17 protein-coding genes are annotated in these 15,364 nt (G+C 72.9%); 5 read left to right on the top strand and 12 right to left on the bottom strand.

The window, feature by feature from the left end:
• Positions 1 to 6: 6 nt before the first annotated feature.
• From tatB to JJI54_RS17285, 10 genes are all read right to left on the bottom strand, one after another.
• Complete coding sequence (tatB, locus tag JJI54_RS17330) at positions 7 to 561, bottom strand: Sec-independent protein translocase protein TatB (protein ID WP_203074264.1); 555 nt, start codon at positions 559 to 561, stop codon at positions 7 to 9.
• Between the two features lie 103 nt (positions 562 to 664).
• The gene (locus JJI54_RS17325) at positions 665 to 1,762 is read right to left on the bottom strand and encodes an ABC transporter ATP-binding protein (protein WP_203074263.1); all 1,098 of its coding nucleotides are present in this window, start codon (positions 1,760 to 1,762) and stop codon (positions 665 to 667) included.
• Positions 1,759 to 2,427 carry an SMC-Scp complex subunit ScpB gene (scpB, locus tag JJI54_RS17320; protein WP_203074262.1) on the bottom strand — a complete coding sequence of 223 codons (669 nt, stop codon included), beginning with the start codon at positions 2,425 to 2,427 and terminating at the stop codon, positions 1,759 to 1,761. Before scpB ends, JJI54_RS17325 begins: the two co-directional genes overlap by 4 nt.
• Positions 2,411 to 3,181, bottom strand: coding sequence for a segregation and condensation protein A (locus JJI54_RS17315; protein ID WP_203074261.1), 771 nt, complete (start codon positions 3,179 to 3,181; stop codon positions 2,411 to 2,413). The genes scpB and JJI54_RS17315 overlap by 17 nt, the downstream gene beginning before the upstream one ends.
• Before the next feature lie 2 nt (positions 3,182 to 3,183).
• Positions 3,184 to 3,888 carry a site-2 protease family protein gene (locus tag JJI54_RS17310; protein ID WP_203074260.1) on the bottom strand — a complete coding sequence of 235 codons (705 nt, stop codon included), beginning with the start codon at positions 3,886 to 3,888 and terminating at the stop codon, positions 3,184 to 3,186.
• On the bottom strand, positions 3,885 to 4,892 hold the full coding sequence (gene nagZ / locus JJI54_RS17305; protein ID WP_203074259.1) for a beta-N-acetylhexosaminidase: 1,008 nt from the start codon (positions 4,890 to 4,892) through the stop codon (positions 3,885 to 3,887). Before nagZ ends, JJI54_RS17310 begins: the two co-directional genes overlap by 4 nt.
• A gap of 7 nt (positions 4,893 to 4,899) precedes the next feature.
• Positions 4,900 to 5,787 (bottom strand): SPOR domain-containing protein, encoded by an 888-nt coding sequence (locus JJI54_RS17300; RefSeq protein ID WP_203074258.1) that lies wholly within the window; start codon positions 5,785 to 5,787, stop codon positions 4,900 to 4,902.
• The gene (gene argS, locus JJI54_RS17295; RefSeq protein ID WP_203074257.1) at positions 5,784 to 7,559 is read right to left on the bottom strand and encodes an arginine--tRNA ligase; all 1,776 of its coding nucleotides are present in this window, start codon (positions 7,557 to 7,559) and stop codon (positions 5,784 to 5,786) included. Before argS ends, JJI54_RS17300 begins: the two co-directional genes overlap by 4 nt.
• 13 nt (positions 7,560 to 7,572) lie before the next feature.
• Positions 7,573 to 8,565, bottom strand: a complete 993-nt coding sequence (locus JJI54_RS17290) for a DUF2971 domain-containing protein (RefSeq protein ID WP_203074256.1) — start codon at positions 8,563 to 8,565, stop codon at positions 7,573 to 7,575.
• 10 nt (positions 8,566 to 8,575) lie between these two features.
• On the bottom strand, positions 8,576 to 9,745 hold the full coding sequence (locus tag JJI54_RS17285; RefSeq protein ID WP_203074255.1) for a deoxyguanosinetriphosphate triphosphohydrolase: 1,170 nt from the start codon (positions 9,743 to 9,745) through the stop codon (positions 8,576 to 8,578).
• A 104-nt stretch (positions 9,746 to 9,849) separates the two neighbouring features.
• Between JJI54_RS17285 and JJI54_RS17280 the strand changes: the two genes are divergently transcribed.
• The 5 genes from JJI54_RS17280 to xth all read left to right on the top strand — a co-directional run bounded on the left by JJI54_RS17280 (position 9,850) and on the right by xth (position 14,630).
• Positions 9,850 to 10,197, top strand: a complete 348-nt coding sequence (locus JJI54_RS17280) for a HesB/IscA family protein (protein ID WP_203074254.1) — start codon at positions 9,850 to 9,852, stop codon at positions 10,195 to 10,197.
• A gap of 92 nt (positions 10,198 to 10,289) precedes the next feature.
• On the top strand, positions 10,290 to 10,760 hold the full coding sequence (locus tag JJI54_RS17275) for a (2Fe-2S)-binding protein (protein WP_203074253.1): 471 nt from the start codon (positions 10,290 to 10,292) through the stop codon (positions 10,758 to 10,760).
• Positions 10,757 to 12,838 carry a molybdopterin cofactor-binding domain-containing protein gene (locus tag JJI54_RS17270; protein ID WP_203074252.1) on the top strand — a complete coding sequence of 694 codons (2,082 nt, stop codon included), beginning with the start codon at positions 10,757 to 10,759 and terminating at the stop codon, positions 12,836 to 12,838. Before JJI54_RS17275 ends, JJI54_RS17270 begins: the two co-directional genes overlap by 4 nt.
• Complete coding sequence (locus tag JJI54_RS17265) at positions 12,835 to 13,818, top strand: helix-turn-helix transcriptional regulator (protein WP_203074251.1); 984 nt, start codon at positions 12,835 to 12,837, stop codon at positions 13,816 to 13,818. Before JJI54_RS17270 ends, JJI54_RS17265 begins: the two co-directional genes overlap by 4 nt.
• Positions 13,819 to 13,853: 35 nt before the next feature.
• On the top strand, positions 13,854 to 14,630 hold the full coding sequence (xth, locus tag JJI54_RS17260; RefSeq protein ID WP_203074358.1) for an exodeoxyribonuclease III: 777 nt from the start codon (positions 13,854 to 13,856) through the stop codon (positions 14,628 to 14,630).
• A 5-nt stretch (positions 14,631 to 14,635) separates the two neighbouring features.
• Here xth and JJI54_RS17255 read toward each other — a convergent pair whose 3' ends face one another.
• Positions 14,636 to 14,911, bottom strand: coding sequence for a neuropeptide-like protein 29 (locus JJI54_RS17255; RefSeq protein ID WP_203074250.1), 276 nt, complete (start codon positions 14,909 to 14,911; stop codon positions 14,636 to 14,638).
• 137 nt (positions 14,912 to 15,048) lie between these two features.
• Complete coding sequence (locus JJI54_RS17250) at positions 15,049 to 15,249, bottom strand: hypothetical protein (protein ID WP_203074249.1); 201 nt, start codon at positions 15,247 to 15,249, stop codon at positions 15,049 to 15,051.
• Positions 15,250 to 15,364 lie beyond the last annotated feature (115 nt).

Raw genomic sequence — 15,364 nt, 5'->3', positions numbered from 1 at the left:
GTTGTCTCAGGCGGTGGCGGAAGGCGGCGCGGGTGTGGTCACCGGTGCCGGGGTGGCGGTCGCCGGCGGGATGGCGGCCGGCGGCACGAAGGCGGGCGGCACCACGGCGGCGGGCGGGGGCGGCGGCTCCGGCAGGGGCGGCAGCGTGCCGGGCGGCACGAAGGCGGGCGCGACGGGCGGCGGCGGCGCGGGCGGCACGGCGGCGGGCGGCGGCGTCACGGCCGCGCCATGGCCGGCATCGGGGGCGAAGGCATCCCGCAGCGGGTTGCCGATCGGGTCCTCCGTGAAGGTCTTCCGGATCGACCCGTCCTTGTCGATCTCCTTCTCCACGATGTCGCGGACGTTGAAGTTGCGGATCTCGTTGATCGAGTTCCGCACATCCTCCAGCTTCGCCTCGCGCACCACCTCATCCACCTGGCCCTGGAACTCCCCGGCCATGCGGCGGAGCTTCTGGATGCCCTTGGCGATTCCGCGCACGGCATCGGGCAGGTCCTTGGGGCCGATGACGACCACCGCGACCACCGCGATCAGCGCGAGTTCGGACCAGTCGAGACCGAGCATTCTTCCCCATTCCCGCGCCGCGCATCGTGCCGGCCTGCGGGCCCATCCCGTTAGCAGGATCGCCGCGTCGCGCCAATCCGGCGCCGATGACGGCAGCCCTTATCTAGGGAGCCTCGGCCGGGAATACGAAGGCCCGTTGCGGATCCATCGCGACGGAGACCTTCTCCCCCCGCGCCAGCCACACCCCGGGGGGCAGCCGGGCATGCAGGTGCAGCAGCGCCCCCTGCCCGTCCGGCACCGCGAGATGCACGAGCGTGGTGGCGCCGAGCAGCCGGCAGGCCTCCACCTCCGCCACCGCGCCGCAGCCCGAGAGGTCGCCGGCCAGCGGCGCCGCGGGGCCATCGGCGGAGGGCGCGGTCATCACCCGCAGCCCTTCCGGCCGCAGCAGCACCTGCACGGGCTGGTTGCCGAGCGCGGCGGGGGCCGGGACCGTGCCGATCGGCGTCTCCGCCCGCCCGGCATGGACCCGGGCGGGAAGCACGTTCACCTCCCCCAGGAAGGTCGCGACGAAGCGGCTGGCGGGGGTCAGGTAGAGTTCCGCGGGGGTGCCGAGCTGCTCGATCTGCCCGGCATTCATCAGCGCGATGCGGTCGGCCATGAACATCGCCTCCTCCGCATCATGCGTCACGATCAGGGTGGCGATGCCGGCTTCCTGCAGGACATGCAGCGTGTCGTCCCGCACCTGTTCCCGCAGCCTGGCATCGAGGCTGGCGAAGGCCTCGTCCAGCAACAGCACGGCGGGGCGCGGCGCCAGCGCCCGGGCCAGCGCCACCCGCTGCTGCTGGCCGCCGGACAGCATGTGCGGCCAGGCGGCCGCGTAGCCTTCCAGGCCGACGCGGGCCAGCGCGTCCATGATCCGCCACTTGCGCTGGCCGCGGGGAATGAAGCGCAGCCCGAAGGCGACGTTCTCCTCCACCGTCAAATGGGGGAACAGCGCGTAGTCCTGGAAGACGAAGCCGACGCCGCGGCCTTCCGGCGGCGTCTCCCGCCCCGGCTCCGCGATCAGCTGCCCGCCCAGCGTGATCCGCCCGGCCTGGAGGGGTTCGAGGCCGGAGGCCAGGCGCAGCAGCGTGGTCTTCCCGCAGCCCGAGGGGCCGAGCAGGCAGAGGATCTCCCCCGGCCCCACATCGAGGTCGAGCCCGCGCAGCACCTGGCCGCGCTCGGGATAGGCATGGGAGACGCCCTCGAATCGGATGCTCAAGGGGTGGGGGCCTCGCCCGGCGGATCGGCCGGCTTTTCCGGTTCCTTCGGCGCCTGCATCGCGGCCAGCAGCGGCGCGGCGGCGTCGGCGCTGACCAGCTCCTCCCGCCGCGGCAGGTCGCGCAGCGACTTCAGGCCGAACTGCTCCAGGAAGCGCGTCGTGGTGCCCCACAGCGTCGGCCGCCCCGGCACCTCCCGCTGCCCGCGCGGCGCGACCAGGCCGTGTTCCAGCAGCGATTCCAGCGTGGCCTGAGAGAGACTGGCGCCACGGATCTCCTCGATCTCCGCCCGCGTCACGGGCTGGTGCCAGGCGATCACGGCCAGCGCCTCCATCGCCGCGCGGGGCAGGCGCTTCGGCACCTCCACCACCCGGGTCAGGGCCGGCGCCAGTTCCGGCGCGGTGCGCAGCGCGAAGCCGCCGGCGACCTCCACCAGCGTCACGCCGCGGCCATCCAGCAGGATCGCGAGTTCGGCCAGCACGGCATCGGCGGCCTGGCCTTCCGGCAGCACCTGTTGCAGCCGGGCGGGCGCCAGCGGGCGGTCCGTGGCGAAGAGAAGGGCCTCGGCGATGCGGATGGCCTCCGCCGTCACGGCGGGGGGCGCCTCGATCGCATCGGGAACCAGCACGGGTTCCCCCTCCCCCTCCTCCTCAGGCGGCGCGCACATCCCGCTGACCCTCCACGGCCTCCGCGCGGCGCAGCAGGATGGGGCCGAAGGCCCGGTCCTGGCGCAACTCCAGCGCGCCGCCGCGGGCCATCTCCAAGCCTGCGATGAGCGTGCTGGCAAGGGCCGCCCGCCGCTCCACCGGGTCCAGCGCCGCGTCATCCGGCATGAAGCGCTGCAGCACGGCCCAGGAGGGCAATTCCCCCAGCACCTGGCTCAGGCGCTGGATCGCCTCCTGCACCGTGAACAGCTTTCGGGGTTTCGGGCGATAGGGCCGCTGCGCGAGCGCCCGGCGGCGGGCGGCCGCATAGGCCTGGCAGAGCGATGCCAGGTCGGCGCGGATGCCGGAGCGGTCCTCCACCGTCAGGTTCTCCGGCGCGCCGCGGGCGAAGATTTCGCGCCCCAGCTGCGGGCGGGCCTGCAGCCAGGCGGCGCCGGCGCGCATCGCCTCCAGCTCCGCCAGCCGGTCGGTCAGGCGGGCGGCGATCGCCTCCGGGTCCTCCTGCTCCGCCGTCTCCTCCTTCGGCAGCAGCAGGCGGGATTTCAGCCAGGCGAGCCAGGCGGCCATGACCAGCCATTCCGCCTGCAATTCCAGCCGCATCCCGCGCGCCTGCTCGATCACCGCCAGGTACTGGTCCACCAGCGCCACGATGGAGATGCTGGCGATGTCGAGCTTCTGCGACCGCGCAAGGTCCAGCAGCAGGTCGAGCGGCCCCTCATACCCATCCAGCCGCAGGTGCAGCACCGGATCCGCCATCCTCAGCCCCCGTGTCCGGCCAGCATGAACATGAAGCGCAGCACCGGCAGCGCCACGTTGCGGATCAGCGCGCCCAGCGGATCGAAGCCCGTGATCAGGTGCGGCAGCACGAAGACCAGGCCGATGACGATCAGCAGGCCGAACCGCTCCAGCCCCGCCACCGCGCGCGCCAGCGGCGCCGGCAGGATGCCGACCAGGATGCGCCCGCCATCGAGGGGCGGCAGCGGCAGCAGGTTGAAGCAGGCGAGGATCACGTTGTAGAGCATGCTCAATGCGATGAAGCGCAGCAGCCATTCCGTGCCGTCTTCCGGCAGCGAATCGGCCAGCGCCGTCACCCCATGGGCCGCGAGGCCGAAGCCCCAGGCAAGCGCGAAGTTGATGGCGGGCCCCGCCGCCGCCACCAGCACCATGCCCCAGCGCGGGTTGCGCAGCCGCCAGATGTTCACCGGCACCGGCTTGGCCCAGCCGAACATCGCCTCCACCCGCCCGATGGTCAGCAGCTGCGACACCAGCAGGAAGGCCGGCAGCAGGATGGTGCCGACCAGGTCGATGTGGCGGATCGGGTTGAGGCTGACCCGCCCCATCTCCGCCGCCGTGCTGTCCCCCAGCGCCTTGGCCGCGAAGCCGTGCGCGGCCTCATGCAGCGTGATGGCGAGGATGGCGGCGAGCGCGATCGCCGCGATCTCGCCCACCCATTCCCCGGTCACGAGGTGACGGCCAGCAGGGCGTCCCGGGCGGCGACCAGCGCCGCGGGGTTCAGCGGCCGGGCGGCGGCGGCCGTCGCGGCCCGGGCGGCGGCCAGGCGGCGGGCGGCGTCCTCCGCCAGGGCCGGGCAGGCCGAGAGGATGGCGGCGGTCTCCGCCAGCACCCCCGTGCAATGCAGCACCAGGTCGCAGCCCGCCCGCACCGTGTCGCCCGCCAGGTCGTTGGACAGCCCGGCCATGGCGCCCATGGCCAGGTCGTCGGAGACCAGCACGCCATCGAAGCCGATCTCGCCCCGGATCACGTCCCGGATCAGCGTGGGCGACAGCGTGGCGGGCAGCCGGGCATCGAGCGCGCTGTAGAGGATATGCGCCGTCATGGCCCAGAGCCCGTCGCCACCGCCATCGGCGCAGATCTGACGAAAAGCTTCGATATCCGGCGCCAGGGTGGCGCGGTCCGCCTCCACCACCGGCAGGCTCTCATGGCTGTCCACGCGGGCGCGGCCATGGCCGGGGATGTGCTTGATGACGGGGATGCAGCCGGATTGCCGCAGCCCGCTGATCCAGGCGGCGCCGAGGCGCGCGACCTCCGCCGGATCGGCGGAGAAGGCGCGGTCCCCGATCACCTGGTGCATGCCGGGCAGGCGCAGGTCCAGCAGGGGCGCGCAGACCACGTCGAGCCCGGCCTCCGCGCAGGCCATGCCGATCAGGGCGGCATTCGCCTCCGCGGTCGTCTCCGGCCGGCCCTCGAAGGTCGCGGCGGGGGGGAATTCCGGCCAGTGGGGCGGGCGCAGCCGCGCGACACGGCCGCCTTCCTGGTCGATGAGGATCGGCGCCTCCGCCCCCAATTCGGTGCGGAGCGAATCGGCCAGGGCGCGCAGCTGCGCCGGGTTTTCGACGTTGCGGCGGAACAGGATGGCGCCGGCGGGGCGGTGGCGGCGGAACAGCGCCGCCTCCTCCGCCGAGAGCACCGGGCCGGCGATGCCGACCACGGCGGCGAGTGGGGTCATGGCGCCCTCAGCGGACCGGGATGCAGGTGGCGCCGCGGGCGCGGACCTGCTCGCAGAATTCGCGCGCCGCGTCCTGGTCCGCGAAGCCGCCGGTGCGCAGGCGGAAGAGCGGCGCCTGGCCGTCCCGGTCCAGCCGCGTCACGGCGGGGCTGCGGCCCTGGAACAGCTCCGGCGCCCGGCGGGCGACGCGGTCCCATTCGGCGCGGGCGCTCTCCTCGCTGGTCAGGGCGGCGATCTGCACCTGGACGCGGCCGGCCCCGGCGGGGCGGGCGGGCGGCGTGACGGCGGCGGCGGGCAAGGCGGCGGCCGGGGCCGGCGGGGTGGCAGCGGGCGCGGCCTGGCGCGCGGCGGCCTGGGGCGCCTGCGTCTGCGAAGCGGGGGCCTGCGAAGCGGGAGCCTGCGAAGCGGGCGGCGTGGCGGCGGCCGGCGGCGTCGCGGCGCCGGGTGCTGCGGCACCGGGGGCGTTCTGGCCGGGCACCACCTGCCCCGGGCGGGCCGGGGGCTGGGGCGGCCAGGTCGGTGCGGGGGCGACCACGGGCGGCGGCGCCACGGCGGCGCGGAGGCCGCCGATATTCGGCGCCTCGGCTTCCGGCGCCAGGCCGGGCGCGCGGGTGGTGGCGGCATTGCCCTGGGCGCGCTGGCCGGGCCGTTCGAGCACGAGTTCGGACTGGTTCGGGACGCGAAGGCCGCCGGGATCGCTGGGCCGGACCTTGAAGGGCCTCGGATCCGCCTCCACCAGCGGGACGCTGCGGGTGCTGATGCGCTGGATCGCCCACCACCCCGCCGCGCCGGCGGCGATGAAGGCCAGGACCCCCCCCGCCATGGCGATCATGCTCCATGGCACGGCGGAGGCCGGCCGGTGCAGGCGATAGGAAGGCACCATCGCGTCGCTCATCGCATCTCCTCGACGGGTTCCACCCCCATGACCGCGAGGCCGGAGCGGAGGATGGTCGCCGTGGCCGCCACCAGCGCCAACCGCGCCCGTGTCGCCTCCGGCTCCTCCGCCCGGATGAAGCGCAACGTGGAATCGTCACGCCCCCTGTTCCACAATACATGAAAATCGCTGGCCAAGTCTTGGAGAAAGAACGCGATTCGGTGAGGCTCCCGCGCCACCGCCGCGGCTTCAACGGTGCGCGGCCAGCCCGCCATGCGGCGGATCAGGGCGAGTTCGGCCGGGTCCACCAGGCTGGCCAGCGGCGCCGCCGCCAGCTCGGCCAGCGCCGGGTCCCCGGCCTGGCGCAGCACCGACCGGCAGCGGGCATGGGCGTATTGGACGTAGAAGACGGGGTTGTCCCGGCTCTGCTCCACCACCTTGTCCAGGTCGAATTCCATCTGCGCATCGGCCTTGCGCGTCAGCATGGTGAAGCGGACGGCGTCCTTCCCCACCTCGTCGATCAGGTCGCGGAGCGTGATGTAGGTGCCGGCGCGCTTCGACATGCGCACGGGCTCCCCGTTCTTCATGACGTGGACGATCTGCGTCAGCACCACGTCCAGCGAGACCTTGCGGTCCGACAGCGCCGCGACGGCGGCCTGCATGCGCTTGACGTAGCCGCCATGGTCGGCGCCCCAGACCTGGACCAGCTGCGGGAAGCCGCGATCGATCTTGGCCAGGTGGTTGGCCACGTCATTGGCGAAATAGGTGCCGGAGCCGTCGGATTTCCGCAGCGGGCGGTCCACGTCGTCGCCGAACTGGGTGGCGCGGAACAGCACCTGCGGGCGCGGCTCCCAGTCATCCGGGGTCTTGCCCTTCGGCGGCTCCAGCACGCCGGTATAGATCAGCTCCTTGGCCGTCAGCGCGGCCTCCGCCTTCTCCAGCCAGCCCTCGGCCACCACCTGCCGCTCACTGATGAAGACGTCGTGCTGCACGCCAAGCGCCGCGAGGTCGTCGCGGATGGCGGACATCATCGCCTCCACCGTGAAGTCCCGCACCGTGTCGAGCCACAGCGAGGGATCGGCCGGGGTCGCGCCAGGGCCGGAGAGCGTGTCCTTGAAGATCTGGCGCAGCGCGACGCCGACGGGGACCAGGTAGTCGCCGCGATATTGCAGGCCGGATGGCGTGGCGGCGGCGTAGTCCTCCTCCGTCATCGTCGTGCCCAGCGCCTGGAGGTATCGCCAATAGGCGGCATAGGCGAGCGCCAGCACCTGCGCGCCGGCATCGTTGACGTAGTATTCCCGCGTCACGTCGAAGCCCGCCTTGCGCAGCAGCAGCGCCAGCGCATCGCCGACGACGGCGCCGCGGCAATGGCCGACATGCATGGGCCCGGTCGGGTTGGCGGAGACGTATTCGACATTGACCGGCCCCCCGTCCCGCTTCGGGCCATCGCCATAGGCCGGCCCGGCGGCCAGCACGGCGGGCACCACGCCGCGGACGAAATCCTCGGTCAGCTTGATGTTCACGAAGCCCGGCCCGGCCGGCGTGGCGGAGACGATGACGGGCAGCGCGGCCAGCTTCTCGCACAGCGCGGCCGCCAGCTTGGGCGGCGCCATCTTCGCGGCCTTGGCGACCACCATCGCGGCATTGGTTGCCATGTCGCCATGCGCGGCGTCGCGCGGCGGCTCCACCAGCACGCGGGCGAAGCTGTCCGGCGGCAATTCCGGCAGCAGCGCCGCCAGCGCCTCCACCACATGGGCGCGCATGGTGGCGAAGAGGTCGTTAGTCGGGGTCATTGCGGATGTGAGCCTAGCGAACGGGGATGGTGGAAACAAATACGCGGCTTTCTGGCTCTGAAACCCCAGCCTCGCGCAGGAGAGTGCAGAAAGCCGTGAACATCGGGCCGGGATACGCTGTCGGCCCAATTATTACACGGTCAAGGAGCTCGTTTAGCTCGAGACCCAACAGGCCGACGCTACTGTCATTCTCTAGCCGGATTTTACACACAGGCTGCGGAATTCCGTTGACGATTTCGATCTCGATTTGAACCTTTTCGGATTTATCGAGAGTGGGATTGTGAACAACTCGCCACTCTCGCTCTTCACGAAACCCAGGATGTTTTGCGCTAAGCAGTGCAAAGCGAAAAGCGGAAAAAACTAGATGATGAAAATGACTTTCATTAAGCTTTTTAAGCTGCGAAATATTCTCTACCATCGAATTCGATAACCGCTCAATTTCTGCAGCGAATTCGTCCTTCGAAAAATACGCGACTGGCGTAGTATATGCCTTCAACGCGTCGCTATCACCGAAAAATGGCGCTGTATTCATGACTAACGCAACGCCGCCGCTACGCCCGTAAGCGCGCCACATCGATAAGCGACCAAGACGGTCCTCTGTTTCGGGTATGTGCTCGGAAAGACAAATAATATAGGTTTCATGCTTTAGCGCCCAAACCGCACCATCAAAGAAAGCATGAAACCGATCCAGGCCGCCTGGATGAAGCGCCTCCAGAACCGACTTTATACCAGCGGCGCATGGCCCGCCCCACGCGTCAACCAAACACTCCAGCCCGTGCTGAACTTCGCTAGAATCGTTCATTACCCTGACATTGCGAAGCCACACCGTTTTTGTCCGAATTATTTTAACGGCCGCTTCTGCTGAGGTATAATGAACAAAGCGCCGTTTTGATGAAAGCATCTCCGCTTGGCGCATATTTGCGTTTGGGAACATGATGGCAAAAAGTGATTGCGTGTCTAACGTGGGCTCGTCCCCGTTCAGGGATACCGGGTCTGTTGGCGCCATCGCTGTCTCGTCAGCCGGGAATGGTCGGGTCGGTCAGGCGCTTGTGCTCCTCGAGCGCATAGCGGTCCGTCATGCCCGCGAGGTAGTCGCATACCGCGCGCGCGGCGGCCTGGCTGCCCGGCTCGCCGGCTTTTTCCTGCCACCAGGGCGGCAGGAGGCGCGGTTCGCCATGCAGCAGGCTGAACAGCACCTGCAGCGCCCGCTTGCATTTCTGCGTCGTGCGGTTGACGCGCCAGTGGCGGTACATCCGCTGGAACAGGAAGGCGCGGAGGTCGTTGTTCGCCTCCATCATGGCGTCGGAGAAGGCGACCACCGGCCGGTCATGCGCGCGGATATCGGCCGCCGTCTTCGGCTGCAGCGCGGCGATGCGGCGGCGCGTTTCCGCCACCACGTCATTCACCATGGCATTGATGACGCGGCGCACCACCTCGCTGGTCGCGCGGTCCTTCGGCAGGGCCGGGTGCTGGCGCTTCGCCTCCTCAAAGGCGGTCTTCACCAGGGGCAGCGTCGCCGCTTCCTCCAGCGTGAACAGCCCGGCCTTCACGCCGTCATCCAGGTCATGGTTGTTGTAGGCGATGTCATCCGCCAGCGCGGCCACCTGCGCCTCGGCACTCGCATGGCTGGTGAGGTCGAGCGGATGCAGCCGGTCATATTCGACGATGTAGGGGGAAGGCCGCCGCAGCGGGCCATTGTGCTTGGCCAGGCCCTCCAGCGTCTCCCAGGTCAGGTTCAGCCCGTCGAATCCGGCGTAGCGGGTTTCCAGCAGCGTCACGGCCTTCAGGGACTGCGCATTGTGGTCGAAGCCGCCATAGGGCTTCATGGCCGCGTCCAGCGCATCCTCCCCCGCATGGCCGAAGGGGGGATGGCCGAGGTCATGGGCCAGCGCCAGCGCCTCCGCCAGGTCTTCCTCCAGCGCCAGTTCGCGGGCGACGGAGCGCGCGATCTGCGCCACTTCCAGGCTGTGGGTCAGGCGCGTCCGGAAATGGTCGCCCTCGTGATAGACAAAGACCTGGGTCTTGTATTGCAGGCGCCGGAAGGCGGTCGCGTGGATGATGCGGTCGCGGTCGCGCTGGAAGGGCGAACGTGCGCCGCCGGCGGGCTCGGCATGCAGCCGGCCGCGCGAATCGCTGGCCCTGACCGCCCAAGGGGCCAGGCCGTCCGGAAGCCGCGTCGGGTCCATCCGACAGGCCGTAGCACCGGGCGGCGCGCCGCGGCAACATCGCCGCGGGCGTGGAAACCCGGCGGCGACCGTCCTATCTTCGGAGGCAAGGAGTACCGGGCCCCATGGACACGAATATCAGCACCGCCTTCCGCGTGACGCCGCGCGCCGCCCAGCAGGTGGCGGAGATCGCGGCGCGCGAGGGCAAGCCCCATGCGGGGCTGCGGCTCGCCGTGGATGCCGGCGGCTGTTCCGGCTTCCAGTACAAGTTCGGGCTGGAGGATGCGCCGGCCGCCGATGACCTGGTGGTGGAACAGGGCGGCGCTCGCGTCTTCGTCGATCCCGTCAGCCTGGACCTGCTGGCGGGGGCGGAGCTGGATTGGACGGAGGCGCTGATCGGCGCCCATTTCGCCGTGAAGAACCCGCAGGCCGTCTCCGCCTGCGGCTGCGGCACCAGCTTCAGCGTCGGCTGAGCCGCCGCCCGCCCGCAAGCTTGGCGTGATCGTTCAAGATCGCGCCCCGCCCCGCCCCCACCTCCGCGCCGCAACGGCGAACGGAGGCATGGATGCGGCTGGCGGTGAATGGCGTGGCGCGGGAGGTCCCGGCCGAATGGCGCGGGGAAAGCCTGCTGGCGGTGCTGCGCTACAGGCTCGGGCTGACAGCCACGCGGCTCGGCTGCGGCGTCGGGCTCTGCGGCGCCTGCACCGTGCTGGTGGATGGCGCCGCGGCGCGCAGCTGCGGGATCACGGCCGGAGAGGCCGAGGGCCGCGCCATCACGACCTTCGAGGGGCTGGGCGGCAGCGCGGCGATGCGGGCGGTGACCGCCGCCTGGGCCGCCGCCGCGGTGCCGCAATGCGGCTATTGCCAGTCCGGCCAGGTGGTCACGGCCGCGGCGCTGCTGGCGGCGACGCCCGCGCCCGGCAGCGCGGCGATCGAGGCCGCGATGGCCGGCAACCTCTGCCGCTGCGGCACCCAGCCCCGGATTCGCGACGCCGTCGCCGATGCGGCGCGCCGCCTGGCGGAGGGCCGGTCGTGAGCGCCCTGTCCCGCCGCCTGGCGCTGCGCCACGGCCTGGCCTTCGTGGCGCTGGCGGCGCTGCCGGCCTGCGGCGCCATCCCGCCCCTGCCGCCCCGCCCCGACCCGGGGGATGAGGCCGCGGCGCGGGACTGGCTCGCGCTCGGCCGCGACGGGCGCTTCCTGCTGCACAGCCCAAGGCAGGAGATGGGGCAACGGGTGGGGGAGGCGCTGCGCCGCCTGGCCGCCGCCGAACTCGGCGTGCCGCCCGCCGCCATCGCGCTGGTGCTGCCGCGCACCGATGCCATGGCCCCGGTGCGCGCCACCGTCGGCAGCGAATCCATCCAGCTCTTCGGCCCGCCGCTGCGCAGGGCGGCGGCGCAGCTGGCCGGGGCGCTGCGCGCGGCGGCGGCGGCGCGGCTCGGCGTGGCGCCGGATGCGCTGGTGGTGGAGGCCGCGGGCTTCGCCGCCCCCGGCGGCCAGCGGATCGGCTGGGGCGCGCTGGCCGGCGCGGCGGCGGAACCCGCGCCCCCGCCGGCGGGCCCGCCGGCCGAGATCGCCGCCATCCTGGCGGGCGATCCAGTCTTCGTCGCGGACCTCGCCCCGCCCGACCGGCTGTTCGGGGCCATGCTGCGCCCGCCCCGCCCGGGCGCGCGGCTGGCGGCGCTGGATGGCGCCCTGCCGCCCGGGGTGGTGCTGGTGCGGGAAGGCGGGCAGGCCGGCCTGGTGGCGGAACGGCCGGGGCTGCTGGCCGATGCCCTGGCGGCGCTGCGCCCGGCCTGGGAAGGCGGCGAGGCCTGGGGGGAGGAAGAGCTGGCCGCGGCCATGGACATCGACCGGCGGCTCGCCGCGGGCAACCTTTCCCACCGCCTGCTCGCCGGGTCGCCGGAGGGGCCCTGGGATGTGGACCTCCGCCTCGACATCCCGCTGGCCGCGCATGCGGCGCTGGAGCCCCGCGCCGCGATCGCCCGCTGGTCGGCGGGCGGGACGCAGCTGGAGGTCCGGGCCGGGACGCAGGATGCCTTCTTCGCCCGCCGCGTGCTGGCGCGCCGCTTCGGCCTGGCGGAGGCCGCCGTCACCGTCATCTCCTGCCGCATGGGCGGCGGCTTCGGCGGCCGCGCCGTGCCGCTGGTGGAGGTGGAGGCCGCGCTGCTGGCGCGGGCCGTCGCCCCCCGGCCCGTTCTGCTGGCCTGGTCGCGGGCGGAGGAGCTGAGCGCCGCCTATCACCGCCCGCCTTCCTCCCACCGCCTGCGCGCGCGGCTTGGCGCGGATGGCATGATCGCGGCCTGGTCGCATGGCTTCGCCTCCGGCCATGTGCTGTTCACCGCCGCCGCCATGCCGCCCTGGCTGCAGCGCGTGGCGGGCGCCGTGGCGGCCGATGGCGGCGTCGCGCGCGGCGCGCTGCCGCCCTATGCCCTGCCCCCGGGCGCCGCGCGCAGCGCCTTCGACACGGTGCGCCTGCCGGTGCCGACCGGGCCCTGGCGCGGGCTCGGCGCCGCGCCCAATGCGCTGGCGATCGAGGCGGCGATGGAGGCGCTGGCCTGGCGATCCGGGCAGGACCCGCTGGCGCTGCGGCTGCGCCACCTGGCGGCGGAGCCCCGGCTTGCCGCCTGCCTGCGCCGCGCCGCCACCATGGCCGGCTGGGGCCGGGCGCTGCCGGCGGGGCATGCGCTCGGCCTGGGCTGCGCGCCCTACAAGGGCGCCTCCTGGGCGGCGGTGGTGGCGGAGGTCGCGGCCGATCCGGCGGCGCCCGGCGGCGTGCGGGTGGAGGGGCTCTGGGCCGCGCAGGATAGCGGGCGGGTGCTCGACCCCGATGCGGTGCGGGCGCAGATGGAGGGCAACATGGTCTGGGCGATCGGCATGGTGCTGACCGAGGGCCTGGCGCTGCGGGGCGGCGAGGCCGTGCCCATCGGCGGCATGCCGCTCGGCCTGCCGGCGCCGGTCGCGCTGCCGCGCCGGATGGAGCTGGCGCTGATCGAGGGCGATGCGCGGCCCGGCGGCGCCGGGGAGACGGCGCTCGGCCCCGCCGCCGCGGCGATCTTCAACGCCATCGGGCGGCTGCGCGGCGGCCACCCGGCGGCGCTGCCGGTGGCGGCATGACGGTTCGGGCCTTCGCCTCCGCGGGCCTGCTGGGCCTGGTGCTGGAGGGGCTGGCGCGGCAGGGCCTGCCGGCGCCGATGCCGAGCGGGCCGGCGCTCGCGCACCGGCTGGGCGGCGCGGCGGTGCCGCTCGATGCCAAGCGCGGGCTGCTGCAGGCGATCCTGGCCGCGCATGGGCCGGTGGCGCTGCTGCGGCTGGGGGAGGCGCTGCGCGGCACCGGCTTCCACCCCCTGCTGCACACCCTGCTGCGCGCCCGCGGCGGCGGCGACGTGCTGCGCCGCTGGCAGCGGCTGGAGCGCTACGCCCATTCCCACCACCGCACGATCCTGGAGGCCGAGGCACCGGGCGGCGAGGCGGCGCGGGCCTGGCAGGTGCGGCATGTCGCCATCGGCGCGGCGGGCGCGCCGGCGCCGGCGGAGGATCTGCTGATCCTCGGCATGCAGGCCGGGCTGCTGGCCGCCATCGGCTGCGCGGGAATCGAGGCCGCGATGGATGGCCGCCCCCTGCTGGCGGAGGGGCGCTGGGAGGCGGACGCCGCAAAAGCGGCGATCGATCGCCAAGCCACCGGCACCTGGCAGCTGCGCTGGGCCGCGGAGCCCGATCCGCCTGGCGCGGCACCCGCCGAGCCCCTGCCCTTCGCCACGCTGCCGCCGGCGGAGCGGCTGGCGGCGCTGCTGGCGGAGGACCCGGCGCGGGGCTGGAGCCTGGCGGCGGCGGCCAAGGCGCTCGGCTTCTCCGCGCGCAGCCTGCAGCGCCGGCTGGCGGAAGGCGGGGCCAGCTTCATCGCGGTGCAGCGGGCGGTGCAGCTGCGGGCGGCCTGCGCGGCGCTGTCCGATCCCGATCCGCCGCCCCTGCCCGCCATAGGCTTCGCCTGCGGCTTCAGCGACCAGGCGCATTTCACGCGCGAATTCGCCCGCCGCACCGGCGTGCCGCCCGGCCGCTACCGGGCCCTGCTGCGGGGCAATCCTTGGGGCGGTTGATCCGGCCGCGCCGGCGGCGCAGTGTCCGGCGCATGATCCGCCTCGCCAGCTTCAACGTGAACTCCGTCCGCAAGCGGGCGCCCCACATCCTGCGCTTCCTGGCGCGGCAGCAGCCGGACCTGCTGTTCCTGCAGGAGCTGAAGTGCAGGACCGAGGAATTTCCCGAGCTGGAACTCGCCGCCTCCGGCTACCGGATGAAGGCGGTCGGGCAGCAGGGCGGGCGGAACGGCGTGGCGGTGCTGGCGAAGCCGGGCGTGGCGTTCGAGGTGGTGGCCGAGGCCCTGCCCGGCGACGAGCAGGACAGCCAGGCCCGCTACATCGAGGTGGCGGCGCTGGGCATGCAGGTGGCGGGCATCTATTTGCCCAACGGCAATTCCGGCGGCGAGGAAGGCTACGCCTACAAGCTGCGCTGGATGGAACGCCTGCGGCTGCTGGCGCGGGAGCGACTGGACCGCTTCACGCCCTACGCCGTGCTCGGCGACTTCAATGTCTGCCCGACGGCGCTGGACCTGGCCCCGGGCGCCCTGCCGCCGACCGATGCGCTGGTGCGGCCGGAGACACGGGCCGCCTGGCGGGCGCTGGAGAATCTCGGCCTGACCGACGCGCTGCGCGCCCTGCACCCCGGGGAGCGGACCTATACCTACTGGGACTATGGCAGCGCCTTCGAGCGCAATGCGGGGCTGCGGATCGACCACGCCCTCCTCTCCGCCGAGCTGGCGGAGAGGCTTTCGGCGGCGGTGGTGGATGTCGATCCTAGGGCGGAGGAAAGCCCCTCCGACCACACGCCGCTGCTCGTCGATATCGAGGCCTGACGCCCCTACCAGCGGCGGTCCCAGCGGCGGTCCCAATGCCGCTCATGGTGCCGCGGCGGCGGGCCCCAGTGGCGGGGCGGGGGAGCGTAGTAGGGCCGGTAGACCGGCTGCGGGCGGTAGAAGACGGGCGGAGGCGGCGGCGGCGCGTAGTAGGGGCGGCCATAGCCGTAGCCGCCGCCGTAATATCCGCCCCCATGCACCGGGGTCAGGTCCCCGGCGATGACGCAGCCGGGGGCGAAGGCCAGGGGCAGGACGAGGAGCAGCGCACGAAGGCGTTGCATGACCGGTCTCCGGCGGCGGGGATGAGGGTTGGAAGGCGATTCCGCCGCGCCTGATGATGAAACGCCCGCCCCGTGCCGGGCTCGGGGCGGGATCAGGGCGATGTCACGGCGATGACGGCGCCTTCATGGCAGCACCCTCACCAGCCGCGATAGGGCCGGTAGCCATAGGCGCGGGGGCCGTAATAGGGGCGCGGCGCGTAATAGACGGGGGGCGGCGGCGGCGCGACATAGACCGGCGGTGCGGGACGATAGGCATAGGGCGGCGGGACCTCGGCGACCACGCAGCCTGGCAACCCGGCCAGCCCCGCCAGCAGCAGCAGGGGGCGAAGCATCTTCATCGCAAGGGCTCCTTCGGCACGCCCATCCCAACGCGCAGGCGCCGGAATGTTTGCAGGCCGTCCTGGCGCGCGGCCCGGATCGGCCGCACCCCCCTGCCCTACGCCGCGATGGTGG

Source organism: Falsiroseomonas ponticola, from assembly GCF_016805305.1.
In the GTDB taxonomy this organism is placed as follows: Bacteria; Pseudomonadota; Alphaproteobacteria; order Acetobacterales; family Acetobacteraceae; genus Falsiroseomonas; species Falsiroseomonas ponticola.
The sequence above is the reverse complement of the archived record's forward strand: the minus strand, read 5'-3'. Positions and strand labels throughout refer to the sequence as shown.

What these genes read in the sequence shown, in the direction of transcription:
- tatB (WP_203074264.1), bottom strand. Translation starts at nt 561, where the DNA reads ATGCTCGGTCTCGACTGGTCCGAACTCGCGCTGATCGCGGTGGTCGCG.
- scpB (WP_203074262.1), bottom strand. Translation starts at nt 2,427, where the DNA reads ATGTGCGCGCCGCCTGAGGAGGAGGGGGAGGGGGAACCCGTGCTGGTT.
- JJI54_RS17315 (WP_203074261.1), bottom strand. Translation starts at nt 3,181, where the DNA reads ATGGCGGATCCGGTGCTGCACCTGCGGCTGGATGGGTATGAGGGGCCG.
- nagZ (WP_203074259.1), bottom strand. Translation starts at nt 4,892, where the DNA reads ATGACCCCACTCGCCGCCGTGGTCGGCATCGCCGGCCCGGTGCTCTCG.
- JJI54_RS17300 (WP_203074258.1), bottom strand. Translation starts at nt 5,787, where the DNA reads ATGAGCGACGCGATGGTGCCTTCCTATCGCCTGCACCGGCCGGCCTCC.
- argS (WP_203074257.1), bottom strand. Translation starts at nt 7,559, where the DNA reads ATGACCCCGACTAACGACCTCTTCGCCACCATGCGCGCCCATGTGGTG.
- JJI54_RS17290 (WP_203074256.1), bottom strand. Translation starts at nt 8,565, where the DNA reads ATGGCGCCAACAGACCCGGTATCCCTGAACGGGGACGAGCCCACGTTA.
- JJI54_RS17285 (WP_203074255.1), bottom strand. Translation starts at nt 9,745, where the DNA reads ATGGACCCGACGCGGCTTCCGGACGGCCTGGCCCCTTGGGCGGTCAGG.
- JJI54_RS17280 (WP_203074254.1), top strand. Translation starts at nt 9,850, where the DNA reads ATGGACACGAATATCAGCACCGCCTTCCGCGTGACGCCGCGCGCCGCC.
- JJI54_RS17275 (WP_203074253.1), top strand. Translation starts at nt 10,290, where the DNA reads ATGCGGCTGGCGGTGAATGGCGTGGCGCGGGAGGTCCCGGCCGAATGG.
- JJI54_RS17265 (WP_203074251.1), top strand. Translation starts at nt 12,835, where the DNA reads ATGACGGTTCGGGCCTTCGCCTCCGCGGGCCTGCTGGGCCTGGTGCTG.
- JJI54_RS17255 (WP_203074250.1), bottom strand. Translation starts at nt 14,911, where the DNA reads ATGCAACGCCTTCGTGCGCTGCTCCTCGTCCTGCCCCTGGCCTTCGCC.
- JJI54_RS17250 (WP_203074249.1), bottom strand. Translation starts at nt 15,249, where the DNA reads ATGAAGATGCTTCGCCCCCTGCTGCTGCTGGCGGGGCTGGCCGGGTTG.